Here is a 25,021-nt window from a genome sequence, read left to right as displayed (position 1 = left end):
ATTGTAATGTCGGCACCAAGTCTTTCTCAAATTAATGTTTATCCTGTCAAATCATTAGGCGGCATCACACAGTCCAATTGTTGGGTAGAAAAGCAAGGCCTTATGTTTGATCGCCGTTTTATGCTGGCGTTATCCGACGGCTCTATGATCACAGCACGTAAATATCCTCAAATGGTGACCATACAATCGAGTTTGACCGCTGATGGTTTAATCTTTATCGCAGAAGGTAAGTCACCGCTTAAACTGCGATATGCTGAGTTTAAAATGCAAGAAACACCCGCTCAGGTTTGGAAAGACAGCTTCATCGCATACACGACAACAGATCAAGCAAATGATTGGTTTAGTGATGTCTTGAATTTGAGAGTTGAGCTGCTTTTTAGTGGTGAACAATCAAATCGAATACCTGAGAAAGTAGGACACAATGTCAGCTTTGCCGATGGTTATCCTATGCTTGTGATTGGTCAGGGTTCGCTCGACGAGCTTAATCGTCGGAGTCCCCAGCAGCATTCTATGGATCAATTTCGCTCGAACCTTGTGGTATCAACAACCGAGCCTTTTGAGGAAGACAGTTGGAAGCGCATCCGTATCGGTGATGTAGAGTTTGAAGCGGTAAAACCTTGTGAGCGCTGTATTATGACTACAGTCGATGTGAGTAAAGGTGAGTTGAGAGAAACCAAAGAACCACTAAAAACCTTGTCTCAATTTCGAGCAAATGAGCGAGGAGGTGTCTTCTTTGGACAAAACTTAGTGGCAAAAAACGAAGGTATGATTCGACAGGGTGATGTTGTTGAGGTTTTGGAGTACAAAGAAAAAGAGTTTTACCAAGATAATTCTCCTACGCAACTTGGCATGACCTGCGTTGAAAAAGAGCCTTTGGCACGAGATTTTGTCACCTTTTGGTTGGAGCCAGAAGCTGGGATAGCACCCAAATACTTACCCGGACAACATTTACCAATTTCTATAAAAATAGGCGATGAACGTGTCGCGAGGCGCTATACATTGTCTTCTAGCCCATCACGACCAGGAAGGTTGGCGATTTCAGTCAAACGTATCAATGATGGCAGAGTCTCTAATTGGCTCCATGACCATTTGCATGTGGGTGATACTTTGGTGTGTGAGTCTCCACAAGGTAGTTTCCACCTTGATGATCAGTTTGATAAACCCATTTTATTGTTGTCAGCAGGAAGCGGTGTGACACCTATGTTGTCGATGCTTAGATACCTATCCGACAATAACCAAGCGGATGACGTGTTCTTCTACCATCAGTGTAGAAGTGTTGAGGACATTCCATGCAAAGAAGAACTTGATGACTTTAAGCGTAAGCACCCAGGACTCAGAGTATTGATTTCCTTATCTCAACCCCCTGTTGAGTGGCTTGGTTTAAAAGGGCGTTTAACTTTGTCGCATCTCAAACAAGTAAAAGAGGTAGAGAACAGGCAGGTATTTGTCTGCGGCCCTGATGGGTTTATGCAAAAGGCAAAGAAACTATTGCTGAAAAAAGGTTTACCTGAAGAACACTATCATCAAGAAGCGTTTGGTGTATCACAAATCAGTTTGAAACCATTTAAGTCACTTCAATTGACGGTCAATGGGCAGGCTTTTAAAGGCGATAATCAAAAACCACTGTTGGAGCAAGCCGAAGAGGCAGGAATCAATATTGCAAATAGTTGTCGTGCTGGGCTATGCGGTGCTTGTAAAGTGACGATTCAGTCAGGCAAGGTACACCAACCTGACGTTCCAGGCTTGCAAGATACTGAGCGAAACATGGGGATTGCACTCGCATGTTGCTGTGTGCCTGAGACGGATGTTGAAGTTTCTAGTTAAGTTGTTTAGAACTTAAACTGGGTAGAGCGCTTTGAAGCGTTCTACCGTTTTTAGTTTGTTATATGACAACTTGGAGCGTTGTGTCGTTATCTTTGGCGTAGCTTTCAATTTCTTTGGGCGCTTTTCTGTCTGTGATAATCAGGTCAACGTCGGCAATAGTGCCCAGTTTTACCATAGCGTTACGGCCAAACTTACTGTGATCGACACCAAGGAGAACCGAGCGACTATTTTCTATAATGGCGCGTTTGACTCGCACTTCGTGGTAATCGAAGTCAAGTAAGGAGCCATCATAATCAATACCTGAAATACCTAATATGCCAAAGTCGAGTCTAAACTGAGAAATAAAATCAAGCGTTGCTTCGCCTGTTACTCCGCCGTCTTTACCTCTCACTTCTCCCCCAGCCAAAATTACCTTGAAGTCTGGTTTGGACATCAAAATTGTCGCGACATTAATATTGTTAGTGACGATACGTAAGTGGTGGTGGTTGCTCAATAGCGCACGAGCTATTGCTTCAGGTGTCGTTCCTATATCGATAAATAGAGTTGCGCAATCAGGAATGTGTTTCACCAGTTCAAACGCGATCTGCGCTTTTTCTTTTTGATAAGCGATTTGGCGGGTTTGATAAGAAGAGTTTTCTGCACTTGACGTGATGGTGGCACCACCATGATTTCTGCGAATCTTATTTTCATCCGCCAACTCATTAAGATCTCGGCGAATGGTTTGAGGGCTGACGTTGAAACGCTCAACCAACTCATCTGTGCTGACAAAACCTTGCGTCTGCACAAGTTCGATGATTTCTTGATGACGTTTAATGGCTTTCACTAACAATGTCCTTGTGTGAGGGAATGGGGCAATTTTACGTCTTGTAGCAATGAAAGCAATGTATTATGCGCGTTAATGTTCGAATGGACAGATTTGACTGACATGTTCACTCAGTCAATGTTCACTCAGTCAATGTTACCCAATTTAATATAGACTTTTTGATTTGTTACTCGTGGCGCTTTTTTAGGATCAAAGTTTGTCATCTCCTCCATTTGGAGAACGAATACTCGACTACACTGTAGATATAACAACAAATACACGGTGTTTGTATGACATCGATTAACCAGCGTCAGGTAATGCTATGAATCAGATAACTACGAATACTCGGCCCAATAAGGTGTCGGTTGCAAATAAGGTGTCGGTTGTTGCGAGGCAGCCTATCATTGATGTGAACAAAGAACTGTTTGCCTTCGAACTTTTGTACCGAGAAGGTGACATTAATGCGTTTAATTCTCCTTTTGAAAAAAGGGCAACTATGCGCTTGTTATCGGAACAATTCCTCACGTTGCAAAAGCGTAACCTGAGTGAAAAAAAGGGATTTGTTAATTTTGAATATATTGACTTAATAGAAGGCCTGCCGTTTGATTTTTCTCCCGATGACATTGTGGTTGAAGTATTAGAAACCTGTGCTCCAACTCAAGAACTCTTTGATGCCATCTCTAACTTGAAAGCAAAGAATTACCTTGTAGCATTGGATGACTTTGTTCCAGCGCCTGAATGGGGTCGTTTTTATCCATTAGTTGACTATATTAAGCTCGATGTGAGGGAACTGTCGTTTAAAGAATGTGCGAGTATTATCAGAGATTTTAAAAATACGGATATCCAATTTATCGCAGAAAAAGTCGAAGATCATAAAGAGTTTATCCAAGCACAAAAATGCGGTTTTCATCTATTTCAGGGCTATTTCTTTCAAAAGCCCGAGGTAATCAAAACGCAAAAACTATCAGCGTCTGCTATGGATATATTTAAGTTGTCTGCTTTGGTCGCCAAAAGAGATATCGATCTTGTCAAGGTGAATCAAGTTGTTGGCCGTAACCCTGTGTTATCTGTTCAATTACTCAAATTTGTTAATAGCGACTCAAGAGTCAGCTCAAAAATTGAAAGCACTCAGCAAGCGCTCTCATACCTTGGAGGGGATAGGGTACGCAAATACGTAACTTATACAATGGCTTCAGCGCTTTCTCCAAGTAAGCCTTCTATTTTGCTTAGAAACTTACTCATGCGGGCCAAACTTATGGAGTGCCTTGCTCAACATATGAAACTCCCGTCGGTATCAGAGTCGGCGTATTTGTGCGGCATGTTGTCGCTGATAGAAGGTTTACTCGATATGGCATTAAAAGATGTGCTTGCATCACTCACGCTCTCAGATTCAATTGTTTCTGCACTAGTCAGTAAAGAAGGTGCACTGGGAGATTTATTGTTGATCGTAGAAGCGACAGAAACGTCCGATTGGAATGCTCTCAGGCAATTACAATCTAAGACATCGCTTGATGATGAAACCATCATGGCATGCTTAGACGAAGCAAACACTTGGATTAATGACTTTGCCGCGTGAAAAAATACTCTGATCTATGGGTCGTTAACAACAATAAAAGCTCACTTAACCATTAAGTGAGCTTTTTATCTGTAATGAATTTCTATTGCTGAAAGGGTTATGCGACCTTGAAGCGGTTGACTAACTCTTGTAGGCTGCCAGACACTTCAGCCAGCCCGAGCGCAGCACAGTCAATTTCTTCAGACGCATTTCTTAGATCACCCGATGAATCTTTTACACTTGCGATGTTTCTATTGATTTCATCACAGCTGACTTTCTGCTCTTCAGTCGCTGCGGCGACGGTGGCGTTAATTGTTGCCAGCTCATCAATTTTGGAGCTTAAATCCCGCAAATTGTTACTCACATCGTTAACAAGATTGATACCTTCTTGAGCGGAAAGATTGCTTCTCTCCATTGAACTCACCGTTGTACGGGTGACTTCTGACAAGCGAGTAATATTGCTTTGTATGTCGACCGTGCTGTTCTGTGTTTTGGTCGCAAGCTGGCGTACTTCATCGGCCACAACCGCAAATCCGCGTCCACTTTCCCCTGCTCGAGCTGCTTCAATGGCCGCGTTGAGCGCAAGCAAATTGGTTTGCTCAGCAATGCCAGTGATTATTTTAAGAATATTATTGATGCTCTCGACTTCATTTTGCAATTCAGAGAGGGTTTCTGCGGAAGCTTTGACTTCCTTACCGGTTTGTTCGACAAATTGGGCGGCTTTCTGCGCCTGTTCCGAATTGACTAGGGCAGTTTCACGGCATTCACGAGTATAGTCGGATGCGGCCGTACTGCTTTGAGACACTTCCTGTAGCGCCTCATTAAACTGAACCATGGAATCGGTTACACCCTTAGCTTGGGAGGTTTGATCTTCTGCAGCCTTGTAGGAATTGTCTGTAATTTTACTCAGTTGTTTACTTGAATGTGTGATGACACTAGTACTTGCTTTTACCGAGTCAATAATGAGTTTTATCTGTTCAATAAAAGCGTTCACATTGGTTATGACTGAGTCAAACTCAGGAATATTGGACATCTTAAGTGTTGTACTGAGATCCGCATCGCCTGAGTTGAGTTGACTAAATTCCCGTCTAAGTGCATCCAGTGGCTTGAGCAAGTATGTCACCAAAGCAATGGATATGGCCAAGAATATGATGATCATAACAACTGTGGTTGCTACGCCAGCAGAGACAATGTAGTCACCGAGCAGTTTTGTTGGGGCAAAGGCTTCTTGCTCGTCAACTTCAGACAGGATGGCCCAAGTTTGATTAGGCACTTTCACTGGCCCATAAGCAGAGAGTACAGGTATGCCTCGGTAATCATTGAATATGTCGAAGCTGCTGACGCCTCTTAGTGCTTCTGTGACACCGCGAGTATTCACTGGCTGTAACGAAATACTGGTGTTTTTCAGCTCTATATCTTTAGCTGCGGAAACTCCTTTGCTACGAAGAGTATCTAGATAGCCGCTTTTGTCTTCAACAAAAAATCGACTTTCATTGCGCAAAGTACCATCTGAGCCAACGAGATAAATTTCTCCTGAACTCCCAAATCCTCGACTTTGCCACTGGCCGTTTTGCGTCATGATTTGATTGAGTTTATCAATGGGCATTTGGAATATCAGTACACCAACCAAGTTACCTTGATCAAAAATTGGGGTGGACATAAAGCTTGCAGGCGCGTTGTAAGAGGGTAAGTATGAGGCAAAATCAGTTAGAAAGACTTGGCCTTTGTCGAGGGATAGCGCTTGTTTGAATGCTTGCCCTAGCCCTGAGCTGGCATAGGGGCCTGTTTTTAAATTTGTTGCAAAATCGAGCTCCTTAAAGACGGTGTAAACCACATAGCCACTTTTAGGATCTACAATAAATATGTCATAGAAACCAAATGTCTGTAGGAACTGACGAAACGAGTCATGGTAATGCTCATGCTCTCGAGCATACTTGGAGGAGTTTTCCAACAGGGTCAGTTTATCTTTATTACCAAGTGGGTTTGGGTTGTTGGCAATAAAGTCAAATTGCATGTTGTAGGTCAAATCAGAGAGGCTTGAGAACATGTTATTGACGTTAGCTCTATCTTGATTTAACTGGTTATATTGGGCAGCAAACTCCTTGGTATAATAATCATTAACCTTGGACTTAAGCTCTGAAGATGTCACCTTTCTTATTGGTTCGTATTCTGAGAATGCCTCGGCAAAATCAACGGCTGCTTCTTTTGTCGCTACGTTGTTAGCGAGAGAGACGATTTTTCCTTCAATGTCGGAGAAATAGCCTTCTACTTCTGCTCGAACGAGCTCTTTTGTTGCCGTTAACTTGTCCTTCGATTGTTTGAGCAACACTGAACGCATTTCTTCCATCGATAAATAGCTACTGATCGAGGTGCTTGCTCCAAGAGAAAGAGCAATTGCACCCAGTATAGCGAGTATGAACCTTAGCCTTAGTGACATCGTAAATCTCCATTTTTCTGATCATGGGTTTATCAGAGCATTAAAAGAAATATAGGCGTCAAGTTTCATATTGAATGTCGAACACAAAAATTTTCGTTAAAAAATGAGATGTTGGATTCGTTTTAGAAGGAGGTTTTAAGTAACTGGGGTTTAGCGATGAGTTTCACTTACCGATATTTTTTATTTTGATCCAAATTCACATGTAAATATGAATTTCATTTCATACTATAATTGAAGGACAAAAACAAATTTCTGTGGAAGTACAGCGATGAATACTACGGAACAAAAAGAGGCAGATAGCCAACAAGAGCCAAGATCTGAAGTAGCCAACTCTTCCTCGGAAAAGCTAAACGAGTTTGAGCGCTCAACGGTAGATACCTCAAGTTCAATTCGTTACGGGGAGGATGCTTTTGATAGTGTGATGCCACTTTGTGATGTTGCATGTGTTGTGTCCACGCCAACCGGAAAAATTCTTAAGTGCCGTACGAAATACATAGGGCTGCATTCACAAAGTATCCTTCTCATGGAGATGCCAGTGGTTTCGCCGCGAGAAAAATTGGTGTTTATGCGCCAAGGTTATCCTCTACAAGCTTGTGTGATCTCTTCTAAGGGGGAAGGGGCTAGAGTGTATTTTAAGTCAAAAATTGAATATGTTGTCAGCGGCAGAAATACCGAGCTGTTACTCGTGACTTTGCCTTCTGCAACACAAGTTGTAGTTGGGTTACGTGAAAGTGCGCGGCTCGAAATCAATTTGGTAGGCATTCTTGACCCTTCGGATAAAAAGTACTCGTGCCAAATAAGAGATATTTCTCAACAAGGGTGTTTGATTGTTGTGGATAGAGATTGCGCAAGTTATCGGATTGGGTCGTCGATAAATCTCAATATTTGCAGTTCAAACCAAGAAGTACAGGCTGTCGAAGGCACGCTTCAGGCCGTAGTAAAAAATGTATCGAAAATAGGGCGTTACTATAAATATGGTGTTCAATTTGAACAGCAAAGTTTGCAAGCTGTTGGCAGTCTGATTGAAAGTTTAGACTTTTGCGCGCTGCAACATAAATTTACACTTTAAGCTTGTGGCATGATTGATCAGCGCGTATGTAGTATTATTAAAATGACTGATATCTCGGTGTTTACATATGTAAACCAAATAAAGGTGTGATTCACGCGCTCCTATTGAGTTTTAAATATTCTTTATACTATTTTTGGCTTTACGCGAGTTGATGTGTGTCTTTATAATGATAAATATCTTATAAACGTCACTTCATCGTTAGGTTAAAATCGTGAGAAAGTCGGTCAAACACCGTCATCCGTCGTTACCCATTGATCGAGCACCTTCGGATGTATTCATGAACTTCGAAGCTTTTCTATCGAATACAGAAACGAGAAATCATAGCCATCCTTGGGGACAAGTTCAGTTGATTAGTGGTGGTATTCTTGAAATGGAGGCACAGGGTACACGGTTTCTTGCCCCGCCTCATCTTGCAATATGGGTTCCAGCTGGGGTCATGCACACCAGCTATAATCGTAAACCTTTATCGTACTGCTCATTAAATATCGCGCAGCAATTAACGGCCCATTTTCCGTCTTGTACGAGTCTGATAAAGATTACGCCAATTGTCTCTTCGATTATTGATGATTTTAGAAGCAGAAAGGTTAGTATTGCTCACAGTGTACAAGATAAGAGGTTGGTTCAGGTATTACTCGACCAGTTGGCGACTCGAGATATTCAGCACCACTTTTTGCCGTCGTCCGACAATAAATATTTGGCTCAGATATTGGCCGCGGTCGAAGAGAATCCACTGGACAATACCAGCCTTGCAAAGTGGGCCGAAAAAGTTCATACCACAGAGAGAACGCTAGCAAGACATTGTCAGTCTGAGCTGGGTATGAGTTTCACCGAGTGGAGATTAAGAGTACGTTATCTCTACTCGATGGAACTGCTTAGAAAGGGCCATTCAGTAAAGGAAGTAGCGTTAACCTTAGGTTATCGCCAAGCCAGCCCATTTATTGCAATGTTCAAAAAGTACGCTGGACACACACCTGAGCAGTATAAAAGTAAACTTCGTTGATCTACTGTCATCACTCCTTGACTAGAGTACGGTAAGAACATAGTCCAATCCACCGACTATCGCGGCAACTTGAGCTTGGTTACACTGCTCTGCGGTAACGTTTGGGCTGTCAGGGTAAACTTCGGTTGTTGTTCCATAGACACACTGGGTCATGCCGCCGCACAGGCCAAGTTTTACCATGGGATAATTGATCACTCCTTCTTGAACAACTGGCGAGCCAATGATTTCGCCTTGGTCATCTTGTGGTGCAATATGCATGACACGGCTCACGGATTGAATCACCGCTGTTTGAAATTCAGGCTGGGGATTTTCACTGTTGCCAACGGTATAAAATCCATCTGGAATGGTTCCTGGTATGAAGTTGACTCCGTCGCGTGCTGCTAAAGCTGGCCTAAATTCAGTTTCATCTGTATCAGTCGTCTCATGCAAATCGAAGTGAACTAGGATGGGTTGCTCAATTGAATCGACTAAACGGATGAGATTGGCAGACTCTTGTGCAGGACTATTTGGATAAAATGAACGGTTTGGATCGATTGCAAGCGGATTCCATCGGTTAATAGTCTCGTAACCCCATGGACTGACGCAAGGAACGACAATGATATTGAAATACTGGCTATAGTTTTCCATTTCCGTGTCAATAAATTGGAGGGCTCCGTGAACACCACTGGTCTCATAACCATGTACTCCGCCAGTAATGAGTACCACGGGTTTGTTCACGCTCCAGTTATGACTCTTTACATAAAACAAGGGATATTGTTTGGCGTCGTAGGATAATGTGCCGTATTGTTCGACGGTAAATCGACTCGCAAGCGCTTGAACTTTAGTGACTACTTCATCGTGGTAGTCGCGCTTTATTGAGGTTTGTTCCCGCCAAGCCTTGCACTCGGCCTCTTGCCATTTTTTGCCCGCGGTTCCGATTGGATATAATTCCCTTGTATTCATAGCTGTTCCTGTGTCCTTGGCGCGATATGCGTACAGGATAAAATGTCTTGTTGTCGGAAGCAATGGCAATAGCTTCGTAGGATAATATTAAGATAAACGTATTTATAACAGGAATTGAGTTTGAGTATTAAAGTCTAAGTGATACATTTAACGACATATCATTATATTTGAAGAGACCCTTATGGCTGGCGCGAGCTTATTAACCTTGTTGGATGATATTGCTTCTGTACTGGATGATGTCGCTTTGATGTCAAAGGTTGCAGCAAAAAAGACGGCAGGAGTGCTGGGAGATGATTTGGCTTTAAATGCTCAGCAAGTATCAGGTGTTGCCGCTGAGAGAGAGATCCCGATAGTGCTCAGTGTGGCTAAAGGATCGTTTCGTAACAAGTTAATCTTGGTACCTACAGCTTTAATTATTAGCTCGATTGCTCCGTGGCTGATTATGCCTTTGCTATTGATCGGTGGGCTGTTTCTTTGTTTTGAAGGTGCAGAAAAAATTGCTGAAAACTTATTTCATGCCGAGCAAATGGACGAAGATGAGGAGCTAACAGGACCGATTGATGAATATGAGAAGCGCAAGATAGCAGGCGCAGTGCGTACCGATTTCATCCTATCGGCTGAAATCATTGTTATTGCCTTGGGCACAGTGCAAGGACACTCGATGACGACACAAATCCTGGTCGTTAGCTTTATCGCCGTACTTATGACGATTGGCGTCTACGGTTTGGTAGCGGGTATTGTTAAACTCGATGACCTAGGGTTTTATCTCAATCGCGTTTCTCAAGGAAAGGGAATAAGAGCGTGGTTTGGTCAGAGCCTAATTACCTTTGCTCCCAAGTTAATGAAATGCCTTGCCGTAGTTGGCACGGCGGCTATGTTCTTAGTTGGGGGAGGCATTGTGGTACACAATGTTCCAGCGATTCATCATTGGTTAGAGCCCGTGGTTATGAATTTGCCGAATTTACCATTAGTGAGTGCTCTAATTCCTACACTCTTAAATGGCCTGATAGGTATGTTGGCAGGGATTATCGTACTTGGTGTCTGGACAGGTATAGAGAAAATTCGCCACAGAGCATAGAGTCTTATAGCTCTGCAATGTCTAAAAGGGTGTCGACCAAAATTTCGGTCGGCTGAGCGCCTGAAATTAGGTGCTTTTTGTTGATGATCATAGTTGGGACTGAATCAATACCGGCTTCAAGCCATTGATATTCGGTCGAGGAGACGGCTTCAGCCCAGCTTTCATCATCAAGTATCTGTTCACACAAGCTTCTTTCAAGGCCAATGGAGTCCGTGATGCTTAGCAAAACGCCTGAGTCACTGATATCTCGGCCATGAGTGAAGTATGCGCGAAATAATGCAATTTCTAATTCTAGCTGCAGATTGTAGGATTGAGACCAAAGTAGAAGTTGGTGGGCTTTGCGAGTATTGTAAATCTTCATATCATCTGAAAAGTTAAACTTAAAACCCAAGCCCAGACCCAGCTCGGTAATGGTTTGTCTCGCCGCTATACTCGCGTCGAGAGAGGTACCATATTTTTCTGCAATATGCTCTCTGAGGTTTTGGCCGTCTGGTTTCATCATCGGATTGAGTTCGAAAGGATGCCAATAGATCTCAGCTTTGAGGCTATCAGACAACGTTAACAGTGCGTATTCGAGATTTTTGTAGCCGATGATACACCATGGGCAGACTAAATCAGATACGAGGTCTATGCGGATACTTTTCATCATTTTTGTATACTCATTCCTCGCTCGGTAAACAGCAAAACATACCTTTATCTTGTGTTTGACCAAGCCCTTCAGATGAGAAGGGCTTAACATACTGCTAGAGTTTAAATTTATTGAGTATTGCGTCTTGCTCTCTAATGTTTTCAGTTTGTGCTTGCATCGCGATATTGGCGTTTTCAGCGGCACCGGCAACTTGCTCGGATAAATCCTTGATCTTAACAGTGTTACTGTTGATTTCTTCAGCCACTAGGCTTTGCTCTTCTGCGGCAGACGCAATCTGAATGTTCATGTCACTGATACTCTGGATGGCATCACGAATACTGCTTAGTGCATTGTTGGCTTCTTCGGCACGTAATACCGCACCGCCAGCCGTTTCTTTGCTGGTATTCATTGCGTTCGCGACCGAAGTTGCACCAGCCTGCAATCGCTCAATCATGGTACGTATTTCTGTGGTTGATTCTTGTGTTCTTTGAGCAAGGGTCCTCACTTCATCGGCAACAACGGCGAAACCACGCCCTGATTCTCCCGCTCTTGCCGCTTCTATTGCGGCGTTGAGGGCTAACAGGTTGGTTTGGTCAGCAATATCATTGATAACTTTTAGGACGGTTGCAATATTGTCGGTTGCTGACTCAAGCGTTTTGACTTCTTCGACCGCTTCATCAATTCTTTGTGAAAGTTCACTAATGGAAGCCGATGTGTCGCTCACCATTCGTGTACCAACTTTGGTTGCTTCATCGGCATCTTTGGCCGCGGATGCAGCCCCTTGTGCATTATCTGCCACATTCCCTGATGTTGTTGCCATCTCATGCATGGCGGTGGCTAATTGTTCTAGTTCATGCAATTGATCTTGCATTGCACTAGCGGATTCTTGAAGCCCCCTTGAGGTCATTTCAGACCCACGAAGAATTTCTTCACCAATAGATTTTGACTGAGTCAATAACTGTTGAAGAGTACTTGTGAATGAGTTAAACCCTTCCGCTAATTGAGAAAACTCTTGATCAGTGTTGGTATCTAGGCGTTGTGTGAGATCCCCTTCACCAGAGGCTACATCTTGTATCGCATTATTTAGCGCACCTAAAGGACGCATCAGTGCCGTCATTAACACCAGCAGTACTGCCACGCTAATACCCAATGCAACTAGTGTATAGACAATAGAACTATTGCGTAGGTCGGCGAGTGACTGGTAGGCTATCTCTTCGTCAAGTATCACACCTATGTACCAGTCTTCACCGGGAACTTTTGAAAAATCAAGAGTGTACTCTTTGCCGTCTATGGATACTTGTCGAGGATCTTCATGAATCTCTACATCACCAAGGAAGTCTTTCATTGGTTTCCCGTTCATTTCGGTATTGGGGTGCGCTATGGTTGTTCCATCTCCTGAAACGATAAAAACGTAACCAGCGTTGAAAAGGTGGACTCTATTGACCAGTTCAGCGAGGCCAGCCAGACTGACATCGTAGAAAATAGCGCCAATAAACTTGCCGTCATCATAGACAGGAGTGGCAATAGAAACCAAAATCTGGCCTGTGGCGGAGTCTGCATATGGAGCCGTTATAATGAGTTTGCCTGCTTTTTTTGCGTCGATATACCATGGACGAACCCGAGGGTCCCAAGTTGGGCCGGGATTCCAATTAGGATCATTGTTAATATTGGAACCGTCCTTTTCAAACCCCAATCCGGCCAACAGGAAGGTTTCTTTCACTACAGGACGAGTGATGACCATCTCCATGGCACTGGGTGTAAGATTGGCCTCGAGCATACTGGTCGCATAATTAGCGATAGTCTTGCGGCTGTTAATTTCTGCCTCTGTAGTATCACGAACGCCGTCAACAATTTCGGCAACACTAGAGGTAACTAGAGATTTGACCTCAGCTTGTACGGTGTAGTACTGCTGTAGAGTCAGCAAAGAGACTGTGGCTAGAAATAGAAGAGATGATGCTGCCACAATTTTATGGCTGAATTTCATTGTCGACTTCCCATGTGATCAACGTTTATGTTTTCTAGTATAGTGTCATAGTGAGCAAATGCTTATTAATCAGTGGATAGTGTGAGGTATTTTCTTATTTGGATGATGAGTATTGTGTGTCAATTCATTAAAGTGAACTTGATTTTTGTATGTTTACGCTTGCCGAGTTAAATATTATCTTGTTGATTTATTGGATGTAATAGCGCCTTTATGACGTTTTTCTTCCAAGAATAGCCTGTTCTAACTGGGTGTAGACAAGTTCATTCCCTTCAAACAGTTCGGTAATGACTTGGGCTCGTTTTGCACCGGATTGAATCCGTTTGGTGGCTTCTCGAAGCCTGAGCGCCAGATGTTGTTCTGCCAAAAGTGTGGTATCGCTTGTCGAGGGTGACCACTGCTTAAGTTGAGTTGTGAGCGTGCTCTCTGATAGCTCAGGACGTAAAGTACTCAGTTCATCAATTAACACAGCAAGAAGCTTTTTTTGTGACTCTCTGGTTTGTGGGAGCACGGATAGTCTATTTAGGATCGCGGTGGCTAAATCATTTAGTGCAACATAGCCACCGTTCTTGGGGAAAGGTGCTTTGACTCGAGAAGAAACCTCAATTTTTTGTATCTGAGTATTGGGAAAGAATGTGAGGGCGGTTAACGAATCAAACGGTATCCAAACATATTGACCTGCTTCTATGGCGTACTCAGTTTTGCCAAATTTTATTAACGCCAGTCCTTGAGTCACTTTAAGCAAAATATGCTTGAGACTTTTTCTTCTCGGCTGCATAACTAGGTAGGGAAAGTCATTATTATGGTATGATATGGAGTAATGCATCGGGTAGTTTGGGCTCTCTGGTTTGCATGAGGGGGTAGGGTAACGTTTATGGTGAAAAAAACCAATAAAACTGTGATGTTTTATCCATTCATCAAAGCAATGCTGGTCTGACCTTGGATATAATCAATCGAGTATAGCTGCTAATCCTGAGATCTCAGCGTAGAATAGACTTGTTTTCTAATAGATTAAATAACACATGACTGTTGATAAAGACCCTTATTTTGATATTCGTCCATACAATGATGATGAAATCCCAGCGGCGATCAATCGCCTTATCGCCGATGAAGAATTCATTAGTGCTATCCTTCAATACAAATTTGCTAACCACTCTGCTTGGTTTAAGACTTTTTTGTCGCCACTGGTGAAAGTCTACCTCAAAATGAAATGGTCTAAGCTCAAGTCTGTAGATAGCATTCAGATGGAGGTAAAAAAATACCTTGAGCAAACCCTGAATAATACTACTCAAGGTGTGACCTATTCAGGTTTGGACAAGTTAGATCAGCAGCAATCCTATCTGTTTATATCCAACCACAGAGATATTGCGATGGACCCCGCTTTGGTTAATTTCGGATTAAATCAAACCGATCACAAGACAGTCCGAATAGCGATAGGCGATAATTTGCTTAAAAAACCTTGTGCAACAGAGCTAATGAGACTTAATAAAAGTTTTATCGTAAAGCGTTCTGCCAAAGGGCCTAGAGAGATGATGAAGGCTTTAGGTACGTTATCGAGTTACATCAAGCATTCACTGGACTCGGGTAACTCAATATGGATTGCGCAAAAAGAAGGCCGAGCAAAAGATGGCAATGATTTTACTGATCCTGCCATTTTGAAAATGTTCCATGTTGAAGGCCGCAAGCAAAAAATAGAATTTTCTCAATATATTCAGTCGTTAAGAATTGTTCCAGTATCTATTTCATACGAGAACGACCCTTGTGATATTTCAAAAGCCTTGGAACTCCACCAACTTGAAACTCATGGCCGTTATGAAAAGGGTGAGTTTGAGGATATTGAGAGCATCATTCAGGGTATTGTGGGGGAAAAAGGACGTGTGCATGTAGCGTTTGGCGATGTCATTGACGGCGAGTTTGATTCACCTGAAGCGCTGGCCGAGGAGATTGACCGGCAAATCCATGAGAATTATCGGTTATACCCAATCAATGAGTTGGCAGCAGGTCAAGAGGATGTGGCTCAAGAAGTGAAGGAGCGACTGTCGAGTAAACTGAGTCAGCTGCCTGAAGGGGCAAAGAGTCACTTGTTGGCCAGTTACGCTAACCCACTTAGAAATAAAGGCACTCAATGAGTGCCTTTATTTTATCTGTTTTGTTAGGGGGCAACAGCACCACCCAAATCTAGATTTTTGGGCCATTTGGAAATGCGATTCCCACCAAGGAAAATATTTCCCTTAACGGTCATTTTGTCGGGAAACTCAGTGATTTTAGAGCCCCCAATATATAAGTTGCCTTCAACCACAATCCCTTCAGGCAAGGAATTTAGCGGAGTTCTAATGACGCTCAAGTCCCCTTTTACTTTTAAACGCGGTGGCAGTTTTGTTAAGGGTGTGTCAGTTAAATTGATGTAGCCTCCCACCTTAACACCGCGAGGCCATCGGGTAATCTGCGAAGCAAGCAGATTAGCGTAACCTTTTATATTGACACCCTTAGCTATTTTTTTGAGAGAGCTGTTTGATGCATCAAGGCTGCCTTGAATATCGACATCTGCAGGGATTTCCTTGATGCTGGTTTTGGCAATATTGAGGTTCCCTTTAATGACTAATCCGGCTGGCAGTTCCGAATAAGGCTTATTGCGTAAATCTAAATTTCCGTAGTTATCAACATGATTCAATATATGGTAGTGATTGATTGGTTCACTCAATACAATGTTGGAAAACAATCCGACTGTGAAAATGATGAGCCATTGCTTCATATCGTGACCCTGACAATGATTTGGGATAAGTATTAACGACAGGCAAGCAATGGGTCAACATCAAGAGTTCAGACCTTTTCGTAAAGCGGACGCATCGCCCGCTTTCTCACTTGTTAGCGAGTCAGTGAGCGAGTTTTAAGCTCAAAAATTAATTTTTCAGCACTCACACCAAATTTAAATTTGGCCGTTAGCTGAGTGGAGCCTTCGGTAATGTCTGAAACATGATATTCCACATCTTTGGATACTTGGTAAGCTAACTCAACGTATTTTTCCAATTCGGCTTCGAGCAATGTTCGATTTTCAGCATGAATGATAACTTCTGCTACATCGTCACCTTCTTTTATAATAAATCCCATCTCTCCAGCGCAGCCGCACGCTTCACAGACTTCTGTGTTTTCCTGTTTTGTGCTCATCATGACAATCCTCTTACAAAAACTGTGGTTATTTTATCGATATATTTGACAGTGATCCACAAAAACAACCAATACTTGGTAAGTCTTATACTCGATATGATGTTAAATTAATGTTGTTATTTTTGGTCGATGATAAACCTGTCAAATAATGTGATGAGAGTCATATTGTAGATAAATATCATGCATTTATCGGCGTAGGGCTAGGGATACAGAGTTGTCAGCAATGCCAATTTATATGATTATCGGAACTCAATAATATGAATTAGATATAATGCCTGTTGTTTTCATGTGTTTTGATAATCCTTTGCTATTAAATTGTCTGCGTAACATGCTAATAGTGATCGGTGTAGTAAGATTCCTGTAGTCTTTCTTTTTGTTATGCTCCCAAAAATCATATTGATTACCACATAAGACAGCTTATTGGCGTAATAGTTAATTTGTAAAGGTTAGATGGATTTACAAAGAGAAGAGCCTGAACATGCCAAAGCGTAGTAAAGAAGATACCGAAATCACGATTCAGAAGATCATGGATGCAGTCGTGGACCAATTGTTGCGTTTAGGGTATGACAAGATGTCATACACCACTTTGAGCAAGCAAACTGGCGTGTCTAGAACGGGTATTAGTCATCATTTTCCTAAGAAATTGGATTTTATAACGGCACTGGATGAACGAATTTTTAAGATGTTTGTTGAACACCTCAATGTGGAGGAAAGTCTGCAAGATTTTTCTGAAAGTTGGAACAGCGCGCTGGACAACGCGGAATTCTTGGCGATATTACGTTTACTGTTCCACCATATTGTGACGTCGCAAGATGCCCATGATTTTGCGATGCGTGGTATTGATCGACTGTATCAAACTGCAGAAGCGAGATTTGGCCAGACTAGTGCCAAGGAAATTGAGCTATTACTCGGTAGGTCGCTCGTTCGAATGTCAAAGTAACAGGTGTTGATTTTTGCGAAAAGAAGCCTTCCGTTTGGAAGGCTTCTTTACAGTTATAGTCTTCTGAATTGATTAACCAGTTGACCTTGCGATCTCAAGTTATCAACCAAAGTTTCGCATTCGTCTTTTGTATCACTTGCCAGAATATTGGTGGCTGAGCAGACTTCGCTAATGGATTGAACGCTAGAGTTCATGTCTTCAGTTACTCTGGCCATCTCTTCAATTGCGGTGGCGATTTGATTGTTGCGGTCCGATATATCAGTGACTTGATCAAACAGCGCGTCCAGTTTTTCACCTGAAGTACTGGCACAGCCAACACATATATCAGAAAGCTTATTACCTTCATCCATGGCTTGAACTGCTTTATCGGTACTGGTTTGAATCAAGTTAATGATATTTTGAATTTCTTCGGTTGATTCATGGCTTCGCTGAGCCAGTTTACGAACTTCATCTGCGACCACGGCAAAGCCACGGCCTTGATCACCAGCACGCGCTGCCTCAATTGCGGCGTTAAGTGCAAGAAGGTTCGTCTGCTCAGCAACACCCTGAATGACGACCAGAACTTCTCCGATGGTACGGCCATGTTCTGACAGTTGTTGCACCACTTCGGACGCCACTCCCAATTGACGAGACAACTCGTTCATCGAAGTCACGGTCTGTTCAACAGAGTCTTTTCCTTCCACAACGGCCGAGTTCGCTCTCTCGGTTGCATCTGAGGCATTTTGCGCATTTTGAGCAATTTCATTCGCCGTTGAATGCATTTGATTGATCGCAGCGGCCACCTGTTCTGTTTCGGACGTTTGGCCAGCAAGATTATCGGCGGTTGTTTCACAGTTCTTAGCCGAAGACTGTGCTGCCCCAGCAATTTGGTGGTTGGAGTCTTGTATCCGACCAACTACGGCGTTGATTTCAGACTGTCTCATCTTCATCGCTAAAGCAATTTCGGATATATCATCGATATGACCATTGTAAACAAGTTCCATCAATGGGTTATCGAAAATCTCTCTCGCTTGTTTGGAGAGGGCTTCTAAACGCCGTGTCTGCAAAAACGTGGCAAGAGTGGCCAGTACGAAGAACGCCCAAACTGCCGCAAGTCCCGAGACAGTGGCGATTGCACTTGAAATAGCGCCAGCAACTAAGAAGGTGAGACCGAGTCTTTGCCAAAGCCGAGTTCGAGGTTGTTTTAGCTTACGAGGGGTTTTACCCGCCTTAATTTGAGCGTAAATCTTCTCCGCATTGGCGACATGTTGACGGTTGGGGCATAAGCGAACGGATTGGTATTCCGTGACTTTACCATTGACAGTGATGGGTGACGCGTAGGCATCAACCCAGTAGTGGTCGCCATTTTTACATCGATTTTTTACAATGCCCATCCAAGATTTGCCGGACTTTAAAAAGTCCCACATATCTTTGAACGCTTCTGGCGGCATATCTGGATGTCGAACAATATTATGAGGTTGGTCTATCAGCTCATCGAGTGTGTAGCCTGCTACGTCGCAAAATTCTTTGCTTGCATAAGTAATATGACTACTGGTTTTTGTTATTGAGAGTAAGTTGAACTCTGGCGGATAGGTGACTTCTTTTTGGGTAACGGGTTCATTTACACGCATTGGGCTAACCTTGCTTCCTTCAAACAACACAAGAACTAATACATTTGTCATTAGTATATGCACAAAATTAGATAAGTGTGAAAGTTGAAAAATTTTTACTTTACGTTGGGGACATTATTGCCTTGGATTTCGTGCATCTTCTTTCTAATGTTAATATTAACCTTTATTTTTGTATGGGTTTTTTGATCGAATTTGACCTTACCTCTCCTTGACGAGGGTCAGTTGCACTCCGATACTTATAAAATTAAAAATAAGTGGATGTGGCTAATTGCAGATAAAATTCAGCATCATGTTAGTTCACTTGTGGCGATAGTGTTTTTTAGATGCTCGTAACAGCTAGGAGCAAGCATGGTTGAGCGTTCTACAAGCGTCCTAATTGTTGACGATAATGCTGAAAGTCGGCTAACGATCAGCAGTTTGTTAAAGCCTCACTATCGTGTGTTTGTGGCCACTGGGGGCAAACAAGCGCTGGACATATGTGCCAAAAAACGCCCCGATATTGTTCTGCTCGACATAATGATGCCAGAAATGGATGGTTACGAAGTGTGTGAGCGGTTAATGAGTGACCCGAGTACGACTGACATACCCGTCATTTTTTTAACCGCAAAATCTCAAATAGAAGATGAACAAAGAGGCTTTGAAGTTGGGGCGGTTGATTATATTCAAAAACCCGTCAGTCCACCGATACTTTTATCTCGCATCAATACTCATCTCAAATTAAAGCGAGCGGTTAGAGAACTTGAAGAGCAAAATGAGCATCTCGAGGAGCGCGTAAAAGAGAGGACTTATGAGCTTGAAATGCTGCAAGATGCGACGATAAGTGCCATGGCATCACTGGCTGAAACTCGTGATAATGAAACTGGAAATCATATTCGTCGTACACAGAATTATGTAAAAGTACTCGCAGAAGAGCTGGTGAATATGGGGCATTACGCTGATGAATTAACGCCAGAGGCGATTGAACTTTTGCATAAATCAGCACCACTGCATGATATAGGCAAAGTAGGAATTCCAGACGAAGTATTGCTAAAGCCAGGTAAGCTCACACGCGAAGAGTTTGAGGTCATGAAGTATCATACGACTCTGGGACGTGCTGTGTTAATGGCGGTGGAGGATTCGATTGATTTTAGCTGCGAGTTTTTGACATTAGCAAAAGAAATTGCCTACAGCCATCAAGAAAAATGGGATGGTAGTGGCTATCCTGAAGGGTTATCGGGAACAGACATCCCGCTCAGTGCTCGTTTAATGGCGCTTGCTGATGTTTATGATGCATTAATCTGTGAACGCGTTTATAAACCTGCCTTTCCTCATGAGAAAGCACTGGAAATCATTGCAGAGGGGAGAGGTACGCACTTTGAACCTCTGATTGTTGAAGCTTTTCTCAATGTCGAGCATGTGTTTGGAGAAATTGCATCAACATATCGGGATGAAGGATTTGATGAAGAGACGTTCAATTTTCATTCTGAAGAAGAATAGACGTGCTGGGTAATATTCTCTGATTGAGAGATAGTCGAAGCACGGCTTGTTAGCAATAAAAAATGTTCTGCTCAGAGGTCTGGTATTTTTTGGTGCTCAGGTCCCTCGATAATCTGAGCATCTGTTACACTGAATTTATTGGCAACTCTATTAGTGGTAGGTGTATGCATGTCTTTACCTGTTCTCATTTGTGATGATTCTGCTCTCGCCCGCAAGCAAATGGCGCGTTCATTGCCAGCCTCCTTAAACGCAGACATCACGTTTGCTGTCCATGGGCTTGATGCGCTGGAACAATTGGCGCAAAAAGAATTCAAAATTATGTTTCTTGATTTGACCATGCCTGAGCTTGATGGTTTTGGCACTTTAGATGAGATACAGGCTCGCGGTATAGATATCAAAGTGGTGGTGGTTTCGGGGGATATTCAGCCGAAAGCCAAAGAGCGAGTGATGGCCTCAGGCGCGAAAGCTTTTATCCAAAAGCCGATTGATAAAGATATATTGAACTCGGTATTAAAAGAGCTTGTAGAAAGGCCAGCTCAACCACAATTGATCACACCCGTTGCGCTTGATCTTCCGGTTCTTAAACGGCGGGATATCTATCGCGAGGTAGCCAACGTTGCCATTGGTGTCGCGGCAGATGCCCTTGCACGACATTTTGATGTGTTTGTTCATCTTCCCTTGCCGAACGTCAATATTTTAGAGGTCAGTGAGCTGCAAATGGCCCTTCGCGACTTGGCTGATAATGACCAAGTGTCGGGAGTGTGTCAGGGCTTTAGTGGTGAGGGCCTTGCTGGGGAGGCACTTGTGCTACTGAGCGACTCAAGTGTGTGTGATTTGAAAAAGCTGATGAAAGTGCCAGCAGATAGTGAAGAGCTGGAGGAGTTAGAGTTATTAATGGATGTCTCTAATATTTTGGTTGGCTCTTTTCTTAATGGGCTAGGTAAGCAAGCGGAAGTTCGATTTTTTCAAAGCTCACCAGAGCTTTTAGGACAACACATCTCGATTGACTCTATTATTAAAAATACCGCAGGCTCATTTCAAAAAACCATGACGTTTGAAGTGAGCTACAACATTGATGGTACGTCAATACGTTGTGATTTATTGTTTATGTTTGTTGATGAGTCGCTTCCATTACTCGACGACAAGTTATCATATTTAATGGAGGATTTCTGATGGTTAACCTTCCAGCCGAGTTTGAGCAGTTTCACTGGATGGTCGATATGGTGCAAAATGTCGACTTGGGTCTGATAGTCATCAATCGAGAGTATGAAGTGCAAGTGTGGAATGGTTTTATGACACACCACAGCGGCATTCATGGCCATGATGCGATAGAGAAAACCATCTTTGAAATCTTTCCGGAAATCCCTGAAGAATGGTTCAAACTGAAAGCGAAACCTGTATACGATCTCGGTTGTCGCAGTTTTATTACTTGGCATCAACGCCAGTACCTGTTTAAGTGCCGAAACGTTCGCCCTGTGACTCAGCAGGCTAAATATATGTACCAAAATATTACGTTGAACCCAATGAGAACGCCCACTGGCCAAATAAAGTCACTATTTTTATCTATTCAAGATGCAACCTCTGAAGCGTTAAGCGTACTGAGTCGAAGTAAATGATATAACACCTATGGTTTAATAAGGGTCAGCTTTCGTCTGGCCCTTATTCTATTTAGGAGGACAAATGTCATCAATGAAGCCACTTTACAGCGCAGCGCAAGTTAAATCGGGCGAAGTTAAGGCTGCAAAAGCCAAATCAGTCGCTATGTATGAACTCATGCTTAGAGCTGGAAGTGAAGTATTTGAGGTAATGCGTCACCAATACCCCAATTGCAAACGACTGTTGGTTGTTTGCGGTGGAGGCAACAATGGTGGTGATGGTTATGTGGTGGCAAGGCTTGCTCTTGAGGCAGGAATAGAAGTTTCGGTTTGGCAAAGTGTCGCGAAGGATAAACTTTCGGGCGATGCTTTAACCGCCTATCATGATTATCTGGCTGTCGGAGGCTCAGTTGAAGCACCTGATTTTTCGAAGGAACTAGACGCAGATTGCATTGTGGATGCGATACTTGGCACAGGTCTGACGGGCTCTGTGCGAGCAGACACGGCGCAATTAATCGAATACTTAAACCATAGCGGCATTAAAATCATTTCAGTCGACTTACCCTCAGGGTTATCGAGTGATACTGGACGAAGTTTAGGTGTCAGCGTTAAAGCTTTGCATACGGTGTCTTTTATTGGTCTCAAATGCGGGTTATTTACCGCTCAAGCCAGAGACTTCACTGGTGATGTTCATTTTCGAGGTTTAGGTGTAGATGATGAGTTTGACAAGCAAAATACGCCTAAAGCGCATCTTTTAACTACAGTTAGTGATTTTGCTCCCTTGCTGAGGCGAAATAAATCGGCCCATAAGGGGCATCATGGCAAAGCCCTCATTATTGGTGGCCATCAAGGTATGGGTGGCGCTAGTTTGCTGAGCAGCCAAGCCTGTATGAGGGTAGGTGCAGGGCTAACCGCCTTATTGACTCATCCAGATAACACCATCGCGTCGACTATTGCTTGTCCTGAAGTGATGGCGTCATCTTGGCAAGATAAAACATCGGTAGAGTTTAGGCTGAGCCAATGGTGTGATTGTGTGGCAATTGGCCCAGGACTGGGAACAGATAGCCATTCAAAACGGATGTTTGATAAGGTCTGTACATCCGAGGTTAACAAAGTGCTTGATGCGGATGCGCTCAATCTGCTTGCGGCCAATCCGAACAGAGATAACCAAAGAATTCTTACCCCACATCCCGCAGAAGCGGCGCGATTATTAGAGTGTTCAGTTGATAATATTGAACACGATCGCTATTTGGCGGTAGAAAAACTTTATGGTCGATATGGTGGCGTGATTGTTCTAAAAGGCGCGGGCACGTTAATTTTTGATGGTAAGCATACTTATGTTTGCAATGCGGGTAATCCTGGGATGGCAACAGCGGGTATGGGGGATGTCTTAACGGGCGTGATTGTGGGCTTGTTAGCTCAAGGGGAAAGTCTCGTTAGTGCTGCGGTAAAAGGAGTGATGATTCATAGTCTTGCAGCAGACAGAGATGCCCGACACAAAGGTGAACGAGGATTATGTGCCAGTGATTTGTTGCCACATATACGGTTTTTGGCTAATGATTAGAAGAGGTAGACAGGTGTGATTACAATGCGATCATGAGGTGAAATTTGGTTTGCAGACATTCGAAAGGGTACCACAAAAAAAATGCAAATATCAGTCTTGCGGGAATTAAATCACAACCTATAATGCTGAAAACCGGAGCGTCTGCCAACGCTCCGGTTTTTTTGTGTCCGAAAAACAGTAATCGCGTCTGCCAACGCTGTTACACCGCAGTTTGTCAGTGACACTTACACTATCGAATCAAGGAAATGCACAATGCGTATCGAACAAGAACTTAAGTTAGGTTTTAAAGACGTACTCTTTCGCCCAAAGCGATCAACGCTCAAAAGCCGTTCTCAAGTTGAATTAACCCGCGAGTTTACCTTCAAGCATAGCGGTCGTCAATGGTCAGGCACCCCTGTAATTGCAGCCAATATGGACTCTGTCGGTAGCTTTGCAATGGCCAAAGCCCTTGCCGAGCATGGTGTGATGACTGCGGTTCACAAGCATTACACGGTTGATGATTGGGCTGCGTTTGTCAAAGACGCCGATACTCAAACACTGAAAAACGTCATGGTTTCAACGGGTACCTCGGAAGCCGATTTTCAAAAGACCAAAGACATTATGGCACTAAGCGATGAGCTTATCTTTATCTGTATCGATATTGCTAATGGTTACTCGGAGCATCTGGTTGAATACATTGAAAAAGTCAGAGTGGCCTTTCCAGATAAAGTGATTTCGGCTGGCAATGTGGTTACAGGTGATATGTGCGAAGAGCTGATTTTAGCCGGTGCAGATATTGTTAAGGTTGGCATTGGTCCTGGTTCTGTGTGTACCACACGCGTGAAAACAGGTGTCGGTTACCCTCAGCTGTCAGCCATTATTGAATGTGCTGATGCAGCTCATGGTCTTGGCGGCATGATCATCGGTGATGGCGGCTGTTCATGCGCTGGGGATGTCGCAAAAGCCTTCGGCGGCGGCGCGGATTTTGTGATGCTTGGCGGCATGTTAGCCGGTCACGAAGAGTCAGGCGGCGAACTGGTTGAAAAAGACGGCCAAACTATGATGAAATTTTATGGCATGTCGTCAGAGTCGGCGATGAAAAAACATTCCGGCGGGGTGGCCCAGTACCGCGCAGCTGAAGGAAAAACCGTACTATTGCCATTTCGTGGTAGTGTTCACGGCACTATCTCAGACATCCTTGGCGGCGTACGCTCAACCTGCACCTACGTAGGCGCAGCCAAGCTTAAGGAGCTGACCAAACGCACTACTTTCATCCGAGTACAAGAACAGGAAAACAACGTGTTCGGGAAAGAGTAATCTGGCTAGCGAGTGAAAGATTTGGTTTATTAAGAGCCGCACATGAACTAATCCAATAG

At 43.3% G+C, this 25,021-nt stretch carries 21 protein-coding genes; 12 read left to right on the top strand and 9 right to left on the bottom strand.

Annotation, left to right across the window (positions count from 1 at the left end; translation table 11 throughout):
* Positions 1 to 6 precede the first annotated feature (6 nt).
* Positions 7 to 1,824, top strand: a complete 1,818-nt coding sequence (locus QQK21_RS08445; RefSeq protein ID WP_284191757.1) for a hybrid-cluster NAD(P)-dependent oxidoreductase — start codon at positions 7 to 9, stop codon at positions 1,822 to 1,824.
* Between the two features lie 58 nt (positions 1,825 to 1,882).
* Here the strand turns inward: QQK21_RS08445 and QQK21_RS08440 are convergent, their stop codons facing one another.
* Positions 1,883 to 2,647, bottom strand: coding sequence for a DeoR/GlpR family transcriptional regulator (locus QQK21_RS08440; protein ID WP_284191756.1), 765 nt, complete (start codon positions 2,645 to 2,647; stop codon positions 1,883 to 1,885).
* Between the two features lie 301 nt (positions 2,648 to 2,948).
* Between QQK21_RS08440 and QQK21_RS08435 the strand changes: the two genes are divergently transcribed.
* Positions 2,949 to 4,202: an EAL and HDOD domain-containing protein gene (locus QQK21_RS08435; RefSeq protein ID WP_284191755.1), complete on the top strand. Its 1,254-nt coding sequence runs from the start codon at positions 2,949 to 2,951 to the stop codon at positions 4,200 to 4,202.
* Positions 4,203 to 4,299: 97 nt separating this feature from the next.
* Here the strand turns inward: QQK21_RS08435 and QQK21_RS08430 are convergent, their stop codons facing one another.
* On the bottom strand, positions 4,300 to 6,618 hold the full coding sequence (locus tag QQK21_RS08430) for a methyl-accepting chemotaxis protein (RefSeq protein WP_284191754.1): 2,319 nt from the start codon (positions 6,616 to 6,618) through the stop codon (positions 4,300 to 4,302).
* Positions 6,619 to 6,886: 268 nt separating this feature from the next.
* On the opposite strand from QQK21_RS08430, the gene QQK21_RS08425 reads away from it, so the two are divergent.
* Together QQK21_RS08425 and QQK21_RS08420 are read left to right on the top strand one after the other, a co-directional pair.
* Positions 6,887 to 7,687 carry a PilZ domain-containing protein gene (locus tag QQK21_RS08425; protein WP_284191753.1) on the top strand — a complete coding sequence of 267 codons (801 nt, stop codon included), beginning with the start codon at positions 6,887 to 6,889 and terminating at the stop codon, positions 7,685 to 7,687.
* Positions 7,688 to 7,898: 211 nt separating this feature from the next.
* A complete protein-coding gene (locus QQK21_RS08420; protein WP_284191752.1) occupies positions 7,899 to 8,687 on the top strand; it encodes an AraC family transcriptional regulator in 789 nt (262 codons plus the stop codon).
* A 21-nt stretch (positions 8,688 to 8,708) separates the two neighbouring features.
* Here QQK21_RS08420 and QQK21_RS08415 read toward each other — a convergent pair whose 3' ends face one another.
* Positions 8,709 to 9,629 carry a M14 family metallopeptidase gene (locus QQK21_RS08415; protein ID WP_284191751.1) on the bottom strand — a complete coding sequence of 307 codons (921 nt, stop codon included), beginning with the start codon at positions 9,627 to 9,629 and terminating at the stop codon, positions 8,709 to 8,711.
* A gap of 181 nt (positions 9,630 to 9,810) precedes the next feature.
* On the opposite strand from QQK21_RS08415, the gene QQK21_RS08410 reads away from it, so the two are divergent.
* The gene (locus QQK21_RS08410; RefSeq protein ID WP_284191750.1) at positions 9,811 to 10,707 is read left to right on the top strand and encodes a DUF808 domain-containing protein; all 897 of its coding nucleotides are present in this window, start codon (positions 9,811 to 9,813) and stop codon (positions 10,705 to 10,707) included.
* A gap of 4 nt (positions 10,708 to 10,711) precedes the next feature.
* Here the strand turns inward: QQK21_RS08410 and QQK21_RS08405 are convergent, their stop codons facing one another.
* The 3 genes from QQK21_RS08405 to QQK21_RS08395 all read right to left on the bottom strand — a co-directional run bounded on the left by QQK21_RS08405 (position 10,712) and on the right by QQK21_RS08395 (position 14,142).
* Positions 10,712 to 11,353, bottom strand: coding sequence for a DsbA family oxidoreductase (locus tag QQK21_RS08405; protein ID WP_284191764.1), 642 nt, complete (start codon positions 11,351 to 11,353; stop codon positions 10,712 to 10,714).
* Positions 11,354 to 11,450: 97 nt separating this feature from the next.
* Positions 11,451 to 13,319 carry a methyl-accepting chemotaxis protein gene (locus tag QQK21_RS08400; RefSeq protein ID WP_284191749.1) on the bottom strand — a complete coding sequence of 623 codons (1,869 nt, stop codon included), beginning with the start codon at positions 13,317 to 13,319 and terminating at the stop codon, positions 11,451 to 11,453.
* Positions 13,320 to 13,527: 208 nt separating this feature from the next.
* Positions 13,528 to 14,142, bottom strand: coding sequence for an AraC family transcriptional regulator (locus QQK21_RS08395; RefSeq protein ID WP_284191748.1), 615 nt, complete (start codon positions 14,140 to 14,142; stop codon positions 13,528 to 13,530).
* 196 nt (positions 14,143 to 14,338) lie between these two features.
* Here QQK21_RS08395 and QQK21_RS08390 point away from each other — a divergent pair, with 196 nt between their 5' ends.
* Positions 14,339 to 15,445 carry a 1-acyl-sn-glycerol-3-phosphate acyltransferase gene (locus QQK21_RS08390; protein WP_284191747.1) on the top strand — a complete coding sequence of 369 codons (1,107 nt, stop codon included), beginning with the start codon at positions 14,339 to 14,341 and terminating at the stop codon, positions 15,443 to 15,445.
* A gap of 23 nt (positions 15,446 to 15,468) precedes the next feature.
* Here QQK21_RS08390 and QQK21_RS08385 read toward each other — a convergent pair whose 3' ends face one another.
* Both QQK21_RS08385 and QQK21_RS08380 read right to left on the bottom strand, forming a co-directional pair.
* Positions 15,469 to 16,068, bottom strand: coding sequence for a hypothetical protein (locus QQK21_RS08385; protein ID WP_284191746.1), 600 nt, complete (start codon positions 16,066 to 16,068; stop codon positions 15,469 to 15,471).
* 113 nt (positions 16,069 to 16,181) lie between these two features.
* Positions 16,182 to 16,481 (bottom strand): YfcZ/YiiS family protein, encoded by a 300-nt coding sequence (locus tag QQK21_RS08380; protein ID WP_284191763.1) that lies wholly within the window; start codon positions 16,479 to 16,481, stop codon positions 16,182 to 16,184.
* Between the two features lie 478 nt (positions 16,482 to 16,959).
* Between QQK21_RS08380 and QQK21_RS08375 the strand changes: the two genes are divergently transcribed.
* Positions 16,960 to 17,421, top strand: a complete 462-nt coding sequence (locus tag QQK21_RS08375; RefSeq protein ID WP_284191745.1) for a TetR/AcrR family transcriptional regulator — start codon at positions 16,960 to 16,962, stop codon at positions 17,419 to 17,421.
* A 53-nt stretch (positions 17,422 to 17,474) separates the two neighbouring features.
* Here QQK21_RS08375 and QQK21_RS08370 read toward each other — a convergent pair whose 3' ends face one another.
* Positions 17,475 to 19,031 carry a methyl-accepting chemotaxis protein gene (locus tag QQK21_RS08370; RefSeq protein WP_284191762.1) on the bottom strand — a complete coding sequence of 519 codons (1,557 nt, stop codon included), beginning with the start codon at positions 19,029 to 19,031 and terminating at the stop codon, positions 17,475 to 17,477.
* Between the two features lie 348 nt (positions 19,032 to 19,379).
* On the opposite strand from QQK21_RS08370, the gene QQK21_RS08365 reads away from it, so the two are divergent.
* The 5 genes from QQK21_RS08365 to QQK21_RS08345 all read left to right on the top strand — a co-directional run bounded on the left by QQK21_RS08365 (position 19,380) and on the right by QQK21_RS08345 (position 24,962).
* Positions 19,380 to 20,507: a response regulator gene (locus QQK21_RS08365; protein ID WP_284191744.1), complete on the top strand. Its 1,128-nt coding sequence runs from the start codon at positions 19,380 to 19,382 to the stop codon at positions 20,505 to 20,507.
* A gap of 168 nt (positions 20,508 to 20,675) precedes the next feature.
* A complete protein-coding gene (locus tag QQK21_RS08360) occupies positions 20,676 to 21,680 on the top strand; it encodes a response regulator (RefSeq protein WP_284191743.1) in 1,005 nt (334 codons plus the stop codon).
* Complete coding sequence (locus QQK21_RS08355) at positions 21,680 to 22,123, top strand: hypothetical protein (protein ID WP_284191742.1); 444 nt, start codon at positions 21,680 to 21,682, stop codon at positions 22,121 to 22,123. The genes QQK21_RS08360 and QQK21_RS08355 overlap by 1 nt, the downstream gene beginning before the upstream one ends.
* A gap of 64 nt (positions 22,124 to 22,187) precedes the next feature.
* Positions 22,188 to 23,666: an NAD(P)H-hydrate dehydratase gene (locus tag QQK21_RS08350; RefSeq protein ID WP_284191741.1), complete on the top strand. Its 1,479-nt coding sequence runs from the start codon at positions 22,188 to 22,190 to the stop codon at positions 23,664 to 23,666.
* 252 nt (positions 23,667 to 23,918) lie between these two features.
* On the top strand, positions 23,919 to 24,962 hold the full coding sequence (locus tag QQK21_RS08345; protein ID WP_284191740.1) for a GMP reductase: 1,044 nt from the start codon (positions 23,919 to 23,921) through the stop codon (positions 24,960 to 24,962).
* Positions 24,963 to 25,021 lie beyond the last annotated feature (59 nt).

The sequence above is a fragment of the Vibrio zhanjiangensis genome, from assembly GCF_030161235.1.
GTDB lineage: Bacteria > Pseudomonadota > Gammaproteobacteria > Enterobacterales > Vibrionaceae > Vibrio > Vibrio zhanjiangensis.
This window is presented reverse-complemented; position numbering and strand designations above follow the sequence as displayed.